Here is a 12,839-nt window from a genome sequence, read left to right on the forward strand (position 1 = left end):
CTCAGCGCACCGCCAGCGAAACGCTGGCCTTGAACTGCGGCGCGCGCCGGTGCAGCGTGGCTTGTTCGTACGAATACGCCATGCGGATCAGCGCCGCCTCGCTGTAGGCCGCGCCCACGAACGACAGCCCCACCGGCAAGCCATGCACCTGCCCTGCCGGCACGGTGATGTGCGGGTAGCCAGCCACCGCCGCCGGCGACGAGAAGCTGCCGCCGTAATGGTCGCCGTTGATAAAATCCGTCAGCCAGGCCAGGCCGCCGGTGGGCGCCACCAGCGCATCCAGCTTGTGCTCCTTCATCACCTGGTCGATACCTTCCGTGCGCGCGTAGCGGCCGTTGTTGGCCAGCGCTTCACGGTAGGCCGGTGCGTCCAGACCTTCCTTGGCCTGTGCGCGTTCGAGGTACTCCTGGCCGAAGTACGGCATCTCTGCTTGCGCATGCGCGCGGTTGAAAGCGATCACGTCGGCCATGTTGGCCACCTGCGCATGCGGCGCATATTCCTTCAGGTACGCCGCCAGTCCTGCCTTGAATTCGTACAGCAGCACCTCGGTCTCGGAGTCGCCATACTCGTCGCTGTTGGGCACTTCCACCTCGACCAGCACTGCGCCCTGCGCGCTCAACTCGTCGAGCGCTTTGGCGATCACGGCGTCGACCTCCACGCTGCGGCCGAAGAAATTGCGTGCCACGCCCAGGCGCTTGCCCTGCAAGCCACCGCGCTCCAGCGCGGCCAGGTAATTGACCGGCTTCGTTTCGCGGGTGGCCGCATCGCGCGGATCGGCGCCGGCGAGCGCGGTCAGCAACGCCGCCGCGTCGGCCACGGTGCGCGCCATCGGCCCGGCCGTGTCCTGCGAATGGGCGATCGGGATGATGCCGCTGCGGCTCACCAGGCCCAGGGTCGGCTTGATGCCCACCACGCCGCAGATCGATGCCGGCGAGACGATCGAACCATCGGTCTCGGTGCCCACGGCCAGCGTGGCCAGGCCGGCGGCAATCGCCGCGCCCGAGCCGGAACTCGAGCCGCTGCAATTGCGATCGAGCGCATACGGATTGCGCGTGAGGCCACCGCGCGCGCTCCAGCCGCTCACCGACTGGGTGGAGCGCATATTGGCCCACTCGCTCAGATTGGTTTTGCCGATGATGATGGCGCCGGCGGCACGCAGTTGCGCGGCCACGTGGGCGTCGCGCCGGGCGCGCACGCCGGCCAGCGCCAGCGATCCGGCAGTGGTGCTCATGCGGTCGCCGGTGGCGATGTTGTCCTTGAGTAGAACCGGGATGCCATGCAACGGACCGCGCACCCGGCCGGCCGTGCGTTCGCGGTCCATTTCCAGCGCCAGCTTGAGCGCTTCGGGATTGACCTCGATGATGGCGTTGATGCGCGGGCCGGCCTTGTCGATGTTGCGGATGCGGGCCAGGTACTGCGAGGTGAGCGCGTGCGACGTGAGCTTGCCTGCTTCCATTTGCTGCTGTTGCTCACGCACGCCGGCTTCGAGAATGCCGCCACTGGTCGGCTTGACTGCGGCCAGCGCCTTGCCGCTGCCTGCCACCGCACCTGCGGTCGCTCCCGCCACCACGCCCATCCGAACGAACTGCCTGCGATCCATGCCCACCCCTGTCAATTGAATTTGCTGCGCTGCATGAATATAGCAAAGCCTTATCGGTACCGGCGAAAAAAAACGCCCCGGAGGGCGTTTTTCTGATGATCGTTCGATTACTCGATTGCTCGCGCTTGATCGCTCGATTAGTTGCGAACGATTTTTTTGTATTCGTTGGTACGGGTGTCGATTTCGATGACGTCGTCCTGGCTCACGAACAGTGGCACTTGAACCGTGAACTGCTTCGATTCGATGGCGTTTTCGATGCGCGCTTCTTTCAGTACGTTACCCGAGGTGTTGCCCTTGACTGCAGGCTCCGAGTACACGATCTGACGCTGGATGGTGGTTGGCAGTTCAACCGAGATGGCTTTGCCATCGTAGAAAACTGCTTCGCATTCCATACCGTCTTTCAGGTAGTTCAGTGCGTCGCCCAGGTTTTCTTCTTCGATTTCGTACTGTTCGTAGTCAGCGTCCATGAAGACGTACAGCGGATCGGCGAAGTACGAGTAGGTCACTGGCTTTTTGTCCAGAACCACGACGTCGAACTTGTCGTCGCCGCGGAACACGTTTTCCAGCGGGCTGTTGGTCAGAAGATTTTTCATCTTCCATTTGTAGGTGAAGCCGGTGCGGCTCGAACCGTTGACGTCCGAGCGCAGCACGATGAATGGCTTGGCATCGACCATGATGATGTTGCCGACACGAATTTCTTTTGCTGGTTTCATAGTAATTTACTTAAAAATTTAAGTTGCGTAAAAATCATCTGCGCCGGGCGCAAGGCCATCAGCTCACGATTGATCAGGGTAAAAAATGTTCTAGAGATTAACCCGGCATTATACCCGGGTTTTCTGGCGCAGCCTATCTTGGCCGTGGCTTAAGCACCTCTGATCGACTGCGCGAAAGCCAGCAGATTGGCAGTCAGGTCGCCGTGTGCGGCCACCTGCTGCTCCCATGCCACCGCGCGCGCGGCGATCTGCGGCGTCTCCGCACGCAGGCCGCGCCACAGGGCGGGCCAGTCGGCGTGGAGGTGGACGCCGTTCCACGCCAGCGAAAACGCCGTCACGGCATCGAGCCCCACCGCGTAGCGCTGCAAAAAGGCGCGCAATTTCTTGTGGTGCAAATTGTCGTCCTGCGCGTAGATATGCCACACAAACGGCTTGCCCGCCCACTGCGCGCGCACCCAGGAATCTTCGCCGCGCACCAGGTTCACATCGCACGCCCACAGCAGCTGGTCGTAATCCGGCTGCGGCACGAACGGCAGCACGCGCACCGTCAGCTTGCCCTGTGTAGCTGCCGCGCCGGCAATCGCGGCGGTTCCAAGAAAGCCTTGTACCGCCTGGGTCGCCACGCCTTCGGGCACGAAACAGGTGATGGCTTCAGCACCATCGCGCCACGCATCGAACAGCGGCGCCACCGGGGCGAACGGGTAGCAGAACAGCGATACGCGGGTGGCGGCCAGTTCGGCCGGCGTGGCGCCGAGCGACTGCAAAAATTCATCCGCAGTCGCCGGATTTTCGAGGAACGCGCGCCGCGAGTCGAACAGCGCCGCTTCGCGCGGCAAGCCGCCGGTCTTCTCCGTAAACCCCGGGAAAAAAAAGTGCTTGGTCAACGGCAGTTGCGGATGCGGCGACGTCAGGCGGTGACAGCCCTCCACCCATTCTTCCGCCGTCAGCCCTTCGAGGTTGAACCACACGGGGCGCGGTGTGCACTGCGCCATCGCGGCCACATAAGATGGCGGCAGATCGACGGCGAAAAATTCGATGACGATATCGGCCACGTCGTCCACGGTGTACACGCCATCCTGGTCGCGCCAGTGGCGCACGGCCACGCCCTGCACCATCTGGTTTTCGGCTGCGGTATCGACTTCGGGGCGCAGGCGGCGGAAGCTGACCAGGTCGTCCACCCACAAGCGCACCGCGATGCCATGCTCGGCATGCAGTTGGCGGGCCAGGCGCCAGCAGATGCCGATGTCGCCATAGTTGTCGATAACGCGGCAAAACAGGTCGAGGCGGATGGTCATGGTGGCGGATAAGGCGAATAAAGAAAGGCGGAATGAAAAAAAGCCGCACGAGGCGGCTTTTTCTTGTTGCTGTCTGGCGTCCCCAGGGGGATTCGAACCCCCGTACTCACCGTGAAAGGGTGATGTCCTAGGCCTCTAGACGATGGGGACAGAAATCTGTCCGTACTGGCCTTGCACTACATATTTGGAAATATCTGGCGTCCCCAGGGGGATTCGAACCCCCGTACTCACCGTGAAAGGGTGATGTCCTAGGCCTCTAGACGATGGGGACATTTCCAAGGCGCGAATCATAGCAGCGTACCGCGCTCAATGCAACTACAAACCGTTGTTTTTGCTGGTTTTTTTCAATTCAACAAAAATACCACGTAAAGTTAAAAAGCAAAAAGCCGCTCGATGAGCGGCTTTGCTGTACTGCTACCTGGCGTCCCCAGGGGGATTCGAACCCCCGTACTCACCGTGAAAGGGTGATGTCCTAGGCCTCTAGACGATGGGGACAGTGTCTGTGCTCTCTACGCAGTGGTGGAGGTAAGCGGGATCGAACCGCTGACCTCTTGCATGCCATGCAAGCGCTCTCCCAGCTGAGCTATACCCCCCGGGCGCAGAAAGTCTTCTGTCGTACATCTACTTTTTTACTACTGCCAGCACAAACAAGCTGGCGTCCCCAGGGGGATTCGAACCCCCGTACTCACCGTGAAAGGGTGATGTCCTAGGCCTCTAGACGATGGGGACCTTGGCACTACGGTAAAACAATATAAACCATTTACTACATCTGCTTTTGCGCTGTTGGTGGAGGTAAGCGGGATCGAACCGCTGACCTCTTGCATGCCATGCAAGCGCTCTCCCAGCTGAGCTATACCCCCCGGGCGCAAAAACACTAACAACTTACTGCTACCAGCTTTGGCGAAACTGGCGTCCCCAGGGGGATTCGAACCCCCGTACTCACCGTGAAAGGGTGATGTCCTAGGCCTCTAGACGATGGGGACCCTGGCACTACGGTACTGACTTTACTACATCATCTCTGCAAATCTGGTGGAGGTAAGCGGGATCGAACCGCTGACCTCTTGCATGCCATGCAAGCGCTCTCCCAGCTGAGCTATACCCCCGTTTGCGCGAGAGACAAGAGTATAGCAGAGGCTCCGTATTATGCAAATACCCTTTTGCAACTTTGCCCCTGCAATCAACTAATAATTAAAGGAACTTCGCCACGCGCGCCACAACGGTCTCGCGACCGAAGATTTCCAGCACCGCGTCGATCGCCGGCGTCTGCAACTGGCCGGTCAGGAACAGGCGCAGCGGCATGGCCATTTGCGGCATCTTCAAACCGTTCGCGGCCAGCACTTCCTTGATCATGGCGGCCAGCGCGGCCTTGTTCCACTCCACCGTCTGGCAACGCTCGGCAAACTGCGCCAGCGCCGGCTTCACGGCATCGGTCACGTGCTGGGTCAGCAGCGCAGCGTCGGGCTGCGGCGTGCGGAAGAACAGCATCGACGCGTCGGCCAGTTCGTTGACGGTGTTGGTGCGTTCCTTCATCAGGCCCAGCACCACCGCCAGCGCCGGCGCGCCGTCGAACTCGGCGCCGTTGTCCAGCATGCGCGGTTTGGCCAGCGCAGCGAGGCGTTCGTTGTCGGCCTGCTTGATATAGTGGTTGTTCAGCCAGTTCAGCTTTTCGATGTTGAACTGTGCGGCGGAATTGGACAGGTGGCTACCGTCGAACCATTCGATCATCTGCGCCATCGAGAACACTTCCTCGTCGCCGTGGCTCCAGCCCAGGCGCGCCAGGTAGTTCAGGATCGCTTCCGGCAGATAGCCTTGCGCCGGGTAGTCCATCACGTTGACGGCGTCCTTGCGCTTGGACATCTTGGCGCCATCCGAACCGAGGATCATCGGCAGGTGGCCGTACTCCGGTAGCGGTGCGCCGATGGCGCGCAGGATGTTGATCTGGCGCGGCGTGTTGTTGACATGGTCGTCGCCGCGCAGCACGTGGCTGATTTCCATGTCGAGGTCGTCGATGGCCACGCAGAAGTTGTACGTCGGCGTGCCGTCCGGGCGGGCGATCACCAGGTCGTCCAGTTCCTTGTTACCGATGGTGATCGAGCCTTTGACGAAATCGTTCCAGGTCACTTCGCCATCGAGCGGGTTCTTGAAGCGCAGCACCGGCTTGCGGCCTTCGGGAATGGCCGGCAGGGTCTTGCCCGGCTCCGGGCGCCAGGTGCCGTCGTAGCGCGGCTTTTCACCGGCGGCGCGCATGCGCTCGCGCATCGCTTCCACTTCTTCGGGCGACGAATAGCACTGGTAGGCGGTGCCGGCTTCCAGCATCTGCGCCAGCACTTCGCGGTAGCGGTCCATGCGCTGCATCTGGTAGAACGGGCCTTCGTCGTGGGCCAGGCCCAGCCACTCCATGCCTTCGATGATGGCTTGCACCGCTGCCGGCGTGGAGCGCTCCAGGTCGGTGTCTTCGATACGCAGCACAAAGGTGCCGCCGAAGTGGCGGGCGAAGGCCCACGAGTACAGCGCCGTGCGGGCGCCGCCCAGGTGGAGATAGCCGGTCGGGCTGGGGGCGAAACGGGTGCGGACTGGTTTGGCTGGTGCGTTGGTCATCGGGATCAATAAAGCTGAGGTAGAAAGACCGCTATTTTACAGCCTTGATACGCGGTTCCGTCACCAGCCGCTGAAACGCTCCCATTTGCGCGGCACACCGCCCTCCTGCGGCAATACATAATAGAAAGGGTGCTGGGCGCCGGTGGCGCAGGCGTGATTGGGCACGATACGCAGGCTGCTGCCCACCGGGTACCGCGCCGCCAGATCGACGATGTCACCGGTCCATTGCAACACGCCGTGCTCCTGGTTGGCCTGGCTGAATGCCAGTTCGGCGATGGCGTTGCCGTCGGCATCGCACACCATGCCGTAACCATAATCGCGCGCCTGCTTCTGGGTGCCGCGGTCGCGACTCATGGCCATCCAGCCGGCGTCGGTAATGATCCAGCCCTCAAGCGGGCGGTGGCCGATCACCGTGCACAGCACGGACAAGGCGATGTCACCGGTTTCGCACACGCCCACGCCAGCCATCACCAGGTCGAAGAACACGTACACACCCGCCCTCACCTCGGTCACGCCATCGAGGTGACGGGCCGACAGCGCGGTGGGCGTGGAGCCAACGCTGACCACTTCGCACACATGGCCGGCCGCGCGCAGCCGTTCGGCCGCATCGACGCAGCGGCTGCGCTCCTGCTCGGCCATGGCGGCCAGCGCCTCGGGGGTGCGCAGATCGTAGGAGCTGCCGGCATGGGTCATCACGCCCTTGAAGCGCGCGCCGCCGGTCAGGGCGGCTGCCACGTCCAGCAACAGCGGGTCAGCAGGGGCGATGCCGGAGCGGTGGCCGTCGGTATCGACTTCGATCAGCACGTCGTAACACACGCCATGCTCCAGGCCGTGGCGCGCCACCTCGGCAGCCATGGCGCCCGATTCCACCAGCAACGTCAGGCGCAGCCCGGCGCGCACCAGCCGCAGTGCGTGATCGAGCTTGTTCGGCACGATGGCCACCGCGTACAGGATGTCGTCCACACCCGCCGCAAAAAACTGCTCGGCCTCTTTCAAGGTGGACACCGTGATGCCGCGCGCACCAAGCGCCAGCTGGCGCCTGGCTACTTCCAGGCACTTGCTGGTTTTGACATGCGGACGGAATGCCACGCCAAGAAGATTCATGCGCTCCTGCATGCGCGCCATATTGTTCTGCATGCGCGCTTCGTCCAGCAGCAGCGCCGGGGTTTCCAGATTCAGTTCCATGTACACTCCTCGTCGATTTTTAAGACAGTTTATCCATTTTTAGATAAAATGCCAAACACTATCGACAACCAGGAACCATCATGCGCGACACCGCCCAATTGCTGCTGCTCGACCGCGACGCCATCGCCGCCCCGCTCACCGCCGATCTCGCCCTGCACGCGGTGCGCGACGCCTTTACCCTGCACAGCCGGCGCGAAGGACGCGTGTTTCCGGTGGTGCGGGAACAACTGGCAGACGGTGTATTCGGCATCAAGTCCGGCGACGTGGCGGCGCGCCGCCTGCTGGGCTTCAAGGCGGCCGGCTTCTGGCCCGCCAACCGGCTGCACGGTGGCGAACCGCACCAGGCCACGGTGATGCTGTTTGATCCCGCCACCGGCCGGCCGCTGTGCCTGATGGACGGCAACGCCATCACCACCGCGCGCACGGCCGCCGCCGGCGAACTGGGAACGCTGCTGCTGGCGCGCGCCGACAGCACCCGCCTGACCGTGTTCGGCACCGGCGTGCAGGCCCGCGCCCAAGTGGCAGCTGCCATGCGCGCCCTGCCCGCGCTGGCGTCGGTGCGTTACGTGTCGCGCGATGGCAAGCCGGATGCGCGGTTCGAGGCTGCCCTGGCCGACCAGCGCAACATGCGCGGCGTTGGCGACGTGTCCAGCGTGAGCAACATGGGCAGCGTGTCCGACATGTGCAACATACGCCACGCGCCAGACGCAGATCTAGCGGTGGCCAACAGCGACGTCGTCATCACGGCCACGCCGGGCGGCGGTGCGCTATTCAGTATCGATGCGGTGCGGCCGGGCACGCATTTCACCTGCGTAGGCGCCGATACGCGCGGCAAGCGCGAACTGTCGGAGGGCTTGCTGGAACGGTCGCGCGTGGTGGCCGATGATCGTACACAGGCGCTGGCGCTGGGCGAGATGCAGTGGGCGGCGGATACCGAATGCGTGGAGCTGGGGGATGTATTGACCGGCGGCGCATTCACGCGCGCGGAGAACGACGTCACGGTGTTCGATATGACAGGGCTGGCGTTGCAGGACCTGGTGCTGGGGGAATATCTATATAGTGCGGCGGTTACGCAGGGGTTGGGCAACCGCGTGGCATGGCCGTGGTAAATCCCGCTGAAGGCTGGCGGAGCGGCGCCGCCAGCCACTGCATCATCAGTCGTTCTTGATAACGATACTCGGGAACTTGCTGGTCATATCCTTGGCCTTTTCCGCCACCTGCACCGCGATCTTGCGGGCGATGTCTTTATAGATCGCCGCGACCGGGCCATCGGGATCGGCCACCACGGTCGGCTTGCCGGAATCGGCCTGCTCGCGGATCGACATGGTCAGCGGCAGCGCGCCGAGGAAGTCCACGTTGAAATCCTTGCACATCTTTTCGCCGCCGCCGGCGCCGAAAATTTCTTCCGCGTGGCCGCAGTTCGAGCAGATATGGGTGCTCATGTTTTCCACGATGCCCAGGATCGGAATGCCGACCTTCTCGAACATTTTCAGGCCCTTGCGGGCGTCGAGCAGCGCAATGTCCTGCGGCGTGGTGACGATGACGGCGCCGGTGACAGGCACTTTTTGCGACAGCGTCAACTGGATGTCACCGGTACCTGGCGGCATATCGACGATCAGGTAGTCGAGGTCGCGCCAGTTGGTTTGTTCCAGCAGTTGCTGCAACGCTTGCGTGACCATCGGACCGCGCCAGACCATCGGCTCGTCCGGATCGATCAGGAAACCGATCGACGACACTTGCACGCCGTGGTTTTCCATCGGCTCCATCGACTTGCCATCGACCGTTTGCGGACGGCCGGACACGCCCAGCATCATCGGCTGCGACGGTCCATAAATATCGGCGTCGAGCAGGCCGACCGACGCGCCTTCGGCAGCCAGCGCCAGCGCCAGGTTGACGGCGGTGGTCGATTTACCGACGCCGCCCTTGCCCGACGCGACGGCAATGATGTTTTTCACATTGGGCATGAGCTTCAAGCCGCGCTGCACGCTGTGGGGAATGATCTTCGAGCTCACACCGACGCTGATATTGCCGGCGCCAGGCAGGGCCTTCAAGGCGGCGATAACGTTGCGGCGGATGCTGTCGACCTGGCTTTTGGCGGGGTAGCCGAGCTCGATGTCGAGCGAAATGTCGCCATTGTCAACTTTGAGATTTTTCACGGCCTTGCCGCTGACGAAATCTTTCGTTGTATTTGGGTCAATAACTTGCGACAGGGCGGCTTTGACTGCGTCTACTGTGATACTCATGAGGCTCTCCGTGAAATATGCGCCCATTCTAGCGCATCGCGGCAAAAATCCTCGGCCGGCCGTCCGGCGGGATGACCGCCAACCCGAACCGCTGTTAAAATGCTCCTTTTCCACCCACAAAGTGCATCAACCATGACCCGCAAGCTGTTCGTCACCACTGCCCTGCCCTACGCAAACGCCGCTTTCCATATTGGCCACATGATGGAGTACATCCAGGCCGACATCTGGGTACGGTTCCAGCGAATGCAGCGCGACGGCGAAGCGCAACGGGTAGTCCACTTCGTGGGCGCCGACGATACGCACGGCACGCCGATCATGATCGCCGCCGAAAAGGAAGGCATCACGCCGCAGGAATTCGTGGCCAAGATCGCCGCCGGCCGCGCCCAGTACCTCGACGGCTTCCATATCGCTTTCGATAACTGGTACTCGACCGACTCGCCGGAAAACGTCGAACTGTCGCAAGGCATCTACCGCAAGCTGCGCGAAGCTGGCCTGATCCAGACCAAGATCGTGCCGCGCTTCTACGACCCGGTCAAAGGCATGTTCCTGGCCGACCGCAACATCAAGGGCGAGTGCCCGACCTGCCACGCCAAGGATCAATACGGCGACAACTGCGAAGTGTGCGGCGCGGCCTACCAGCCTACCGAACTAATCAATCCGTTCTCGGTGTTTACCAACGCCACCCCGGTACTGAAAGACTCGGAACAGTACTTCTTCAAGCTGTCCGACCCGCGCTGCTACCAGTTCCTCAAGGACTGGCTCAACACGCCGGGCCGTTTGCAGCCGGAGATGGTCAACAAGGTCAGCGAATGGCTGGGCGAGTCCGGCGAAAAGCTGGCCGACTGGGACATCTCGCGCGATGCGCCGTACTTCGGCATTCCGATCCCCGACGCACCCGGTAAATTCTTCTACGTCTGGCTCGACGCGCCGGTCGGCTACCTGGCCAGCCTGAAAAACTACTGCGACAAGCAGGGCATCGACTTCAATGAGCTGCTCAACGATCCGGCCACCGAGCAGATCCACTTCATCGGCAAGGACATCGTGTCGTTCCACTTGCTGTTCTGGCCCGCGATGCTGAAGTTCGCCGGCCACCCGGTAATCGACAAGCTCAAGGTCAATGTGCACGGCCACTTGACCGTCAACAACGAGAAAATGTCGAAGTCGCGCGGCACCGGTATCTCGCCGCTGCGCTACCTGAACCTCGGCATGAACCCGGAATGGCTGCGCTACTACATTGCCTTCAAGCTCAACTCCAAGGTCGAAGACCTGGACTTCACCGGTGACGATTTCGTCGCCCGCGTCAACAGCGATTTGATTGGCAAGTTCGTCAACATCGCCAGCCGCTGCGCCGGTTTCATCGCCAAAAAATTCGACGGCAAGCTGGCCGACACGCTGTCGCCCGGTGCACAGGAGTGGATCAAGCGCGCGCTGGTCACGCCTGAAGGCGTGGAACGGCAAGCCAATATCGCCGCCAACTTCGACGCCCGCGAGTACGGCAAGGCGCTGCGCGAAATCATGGAAATCGCCGACATCACCAACCAGTATGTCGACGAAAACAAGCCGTGGATCCTGGCCAAGGACGACGCCAAACTGGCCGAATTGCACGACGTGTGCACGGCGGCGCTGATCCTGTTCCGCCAATTGACCATCCTGCTGTCGCCGGTGCTGCCTGGCGTGGCCGCCAACGTGGCGAAATTCCTGAACGACGGCCAGCTGGTATGGGCTGACACCGATGTTGCCAGCGGCGCTGTCTCGCAAGCGCTGCTCGGCCGCACCATCGGCGCCTACACGCACCTGATGACGCGCGTCGATGCCAAGATGATCGAAGACCTGTTCGACGCGCCAAATCAGCAAGCCGCAGCTGCTCCGGCTGAAAAACCGGCGAAGCCCGCCAAGCAGGCCGCGCCTGCGGTGGCCGCGCCGGTGGTGCCGATGCCTGAAGGCGTGGAAGAACTGGCGCCGCAGATCTCGATCGACGATTTCGTCAAGATCGACCTGCGCGTGGCAAAGATCGTCAACTGCGAACACGTGGACGGTTCCGACAAGCTGCTGCGCCTCACGCTCGACGTGGGCGAAGGCCGCCTGCGCAACGTCTTCTCGGGCATCAAATCAATGTACCAGCCGGAAGACCTGGTGGGCAAGCTGACCGTGATGGTGGCCAACCTGGCGCCACGCAAGATGAAGTTCGGTGTCTCCGAAGGCATGGTGCTGGCAGGATCGGCCAAGGACGAAAAAGCCAACCCGGGCATCTATATTTTGAACCCATGGCCAGGCGCAGAACCCGGCATGCGCATTCGTTAAAATGAAGATTGTCGTCCGCGAAGCGACCCACGAAGACAGTCAGCTCATCGCCGCGCTCACGCGCGCGGCGTGGGCCGGCAAGGTCAGTGTCACTTCCAGCGGCCACCGCGAAACCGCCGTCATTGTTGCAGACCACCTGCGCGATGGCGGCGGCTTTGTTTTATTGGTCGATGATGAACCGGTAGGCTCCGTGCGCTGGCTGCCGCTCGATGGCGGCAGCCGCACCTGGGAGGTGTGCCGCATGGGCGTGCTGCCGGCATGGCGCGGTCACAATCTGTCGCAGCACCTGCTTGAAGCGGTGATCCACCATGGCCTGGCCTGCGGCGTGGACGAAGTGCGCCTGGCCGTGCGCGCCGACCAGCGCAAGCTCGTGGATTTTTATGCGTCGTACGAATTCGCGCTGGCCGAGGAACTCGAATACTCGCACGCCAATCCGCTCGAACCACCGCCACTGGTGATGCGCCGCGCGCTCGCGTGGTAGCACTGGCTAGTAATCGGGTAGGAACCGTTCCCACTCGCGGACGAGTAACCCTCCTACTTATTTCAACAAGCGCTTGTGAAATACTGCTCGGCGACTCCACTCCAAAGGTAGAGTCAACCCGAAATTGAGATGCCGACTTGCGATCCAAGCGCACTCTGCAGCAAAACGTAAACGTCTGTCCCAGCCAGACCTACCCGGCGCCAAATGATGGTCCCACAGATGCGCCAACTGCTCAGGCCGCCTTATGCCATAAGGCTCGCTTTCAATTTCTCCTTTACAGCAATTTGTTGAGCTGCGCCAATCGCGCACGCAACAGTAGAACTACGGGGGAGCTTGTATGAAAATTTTCGTGGACTAATATTTCCTCAGCCATTCATCTTTTGGCTGGGTTAGCACACCATTCTTTTTATAACGGAGACCATC

At 61.9% G+C, this 12,839-nt stretch carries 9 protein-coding genes and 8 tRNA genes; 3 read left to right on the forward strand and 14 right to left on the reverse strand.

The window, feature by feature from the left end:
* Nucleotide 1: 1 nt before the first annotated feature.
* The 13 genes from F8197_RS15055 to F8197_RS15115 form a co-directional block, all read right to left on the reverse strand.
* Entirely contained in the window at nt 2-1,600 is a 1,599-nt protein-coding gene (locus F8197_RS15055) for an amidase (RefSeq protein ID WP_152882550.1), read from the reverse strand.
* Nucleotides 1,601-1,737: 137 nt separating this feature from the next.
* Nucleotides 1,738-2,313: an elongation factor P gene (locus F8197_RS15060; RefSeq protein WP_019920204.1), complete on the reverse strand. Its 576-nt coding sequence runs from the start codon at nt 2,311-2,313 to the stop codon at nt 1,738-1,740.
* 149 nt (nt 2,314-2,462) lie between these two features.
* Nucleotides 2,463-3,608 carry an elongation factor P maturation arginine rhamnosyltransferase EarP gene (gene earP / locus F8197_RS15065; protein ID WP_152882552.1) on the reverse strand — a complete coding sequence of 382 codons (1,146 nt, stop codon included), beginning with the start codon at nt 3,606-3,608 and terminating at the stop codon, nt 2,463-2,465.
* Nucleotides 3,609-3,682: 74 nt separating this feature from the next.
* Nucleotides 3,683-3,758 (reverse strand) — tRNA-Glu (locus F8197_RS15070).
* A gap of 45 nt (nt 3,759-3,803) precedes the next feature.
* Nucleotides 3,804-3,879, reverse strand: a tRNA-Glu gene (locus tag F8197_RS15075).
* Nucleotides 3,880-4,027: 148 nt separating this feature from the next.
* Nucleotides 4,028-4,103: transfer RNA gene (locus F8197_RS15080), tRNA-Glu, on the reverse strand.
* Between the two features lie 22 nt (nt 4,104-4,125).
* Nucleotides 4,126-4,201: transfer RNA gene (locus F8197_RS15085), tRNA-Ala, on the reverse strand.
* A 60-nt stretch (nt 4,202-4,261) separates the two neighbouring features.
* Nucleotides 4,262-4,337, reverse strand: a tRNA-Glu gene (locus tag F8197_RS15090).
* A 55-nt stretch (nt 4,338-4,392) separates the two neighbouring features.
* Nucleotides 4,393-4,468, reverse strand: a tRNA-Ala gene (locus F8197_RS15095).
* 47 nt (nt 4,469-4,515) lie between these two features.
* Nucleotides 4,516-4,591: transfer RNA gene (locus F8197_RS15100), tRNA-Glu, on the reverse strand.
* 44 nt (nt 4,592-4,635) lie between these two features.
* Nucleotides 4,636-4,711, reverse strand: a tRNA-Ala gene (locus tag F8197_RS15105).
* An 85-nt stretch (nt 4,712-4,796) separates the two neighbouring features.
* Nucleotides 4,797-6,206, reverse strand: coding sequence for a glutamate--tRNA ligase (gene gltX / locus F8197_RS15110; protein ID WP_056143947.1), 1,410 nt, complete (start codon nt 6,204-6,206; stop codon nt 4,797-4,799).
* 60 nt (nt 6,207-6,266) lie between these two features.
* Complete coding sequence (locus F8197_RS15115) at nt 6,267-7,391, reverse strand: alanine racemase (RefSeq protein WP_152882554.1); 1,125 nt, start codon at nt 7,389-7,391, stop codon at nt 6,267-6,269.
* A gap of 80 nt (nt 7,392-7,471) precedes the next feature.
* On the opposite strand from F8197_RS15115, the gene F8197_RS15120 reads away from it, so the two are divergent.
* Nucleotides 7,472-8,500 carry an ornithine cyclodeaminase family protein gene (locus F8197_RS15120; RefSeq protein ID WP_152882555.1) on the forward strand — a complete coding sequence of 343 codons (1,029 nt, stop codon included), beginning with the start codon at nt 7,472-7,474 and terminating at the stop codon, nt 8,498-8,500.
* 45 nt (nt 8,501-8,545) lie between these two features.
* On the opposite strand, the gene apbC is transcribed toward F8197_RS15120, so the two are convergent.
* A complete protein-coding gene (gene apbC, locus F8197_RS15125; RefSeq protein ID WP_019920209.1) occupies nt 8,546-9,634 on the reverse strand; it encodes an iron-sulfur cluster carrier protein ApbC in 1,089 nt (362 codons plus the stop codon).
* Between the two features lie 132 nt (nt 9,635-9,766).
* On the opposite strand from apbC, the gene metG reads away from it, so the two are divergent.
* Nucleotides 9,767-11,935 carry a methionine--tRNA ligase gene (gene metG / locus F8197_RS15130; RefSeq protein WP_229214498.1) on the forward strand — a complete coding sequence of 723 codons (2,169 nt, stop codon included), beginning with the start codon at nt 9,767-9,769 and terminating at the stop codon, nt 11,933-11,935.
* 1 nt (nt 11,936) lies between these two features.
* Nucleotides 11,937-12,416, forward strand: a complete 480-nt coding sequence (locus tag F8197_RS15135) for a GNAT family N-acetyltransferase (RefSeq protein ID WP_056143932.1) — start codon at nt 11,937-11,939, stop codon at nt 12,414-12,416.
* Nucleotides 12,417-12,839 lie beyond the last annotated feature (423 nt).

Source organism: Duganella sp. FT27W, from assembly GCF_009295655.1.
Classification (GTDB): domain Bacteria; phylum Pseudomonadota; class Gammaproteobacteria; order Burkholderiales; family Burkholderiaceae_D; genus Rugamonas; species Rugamonas zoogloeoides.

Excerpts from the sequence above, each read along its gene's own strand:
- F8197_RS15055 (WP_152882550.1), bottom strand. The coding sequence starts at position 1,600 with ATGGATCGCAGGCAGTTCGTTCGGATGGGCGTGGTGGCGGGAGCGACC.
- F8197_RS15060 (WP_019920204.1), bottom strand. The coding sequence starts at position 2,313 with ATGAAACCAGCAAAAGAAATTCGTGTCGGCAACATCATCATGGTCGAT.
- earP (WP_152882552.1), bottom strand. The coding sequence starts at position 3,608 with ATGACCATCCGCCTCGACCTGTTTTGCCGCGTTATCGACAACTATGGC.
- gltX (WP_056143947.1), bottom strand. The coding sequence starts at position 6,206 with ATGACCAACGCACCAGCCAAACCAGTCCGCACCCGTTTCGCCCCCAGC.
- F8197_RS15115 (WP_152882554.1), bottom strand. The coding sequence starts at position 7,391 with ATGGAACTGAATCTGGAAACCCCGGCGCTGCTGCTGGACGAAGCGCGC.
- F8197_RS15120 (WP_152882555.1), top strand. The coding sequence starts at position 7,472 with ATGCGCGACACCGCCCAATTGCTGCTGCTCGACCGCGACGCCATCGCC.
- apbC (WP_019920209.1), bottom strand. The coding sequence starts at position 9,634 with ATGAGTATCACAGTAGACGCAGTCAAAGCCGCCCTGTCGCAAGTTATT.
- metG (WP_229214498.1), top strand. The coding sequence starts at position 9,767 with ATGACCCGCAAGCTGTTCGTCACCACTGCCCTGCCCTACGCAAACGCC.
- F8197_RS15135 (WP_056143932.1), top strand. The coding sequence starts at position 11,937 with ATGAAGATTGTCGTCCGCGAAGCGACCCACGAAGACAGTCAGCTCATC.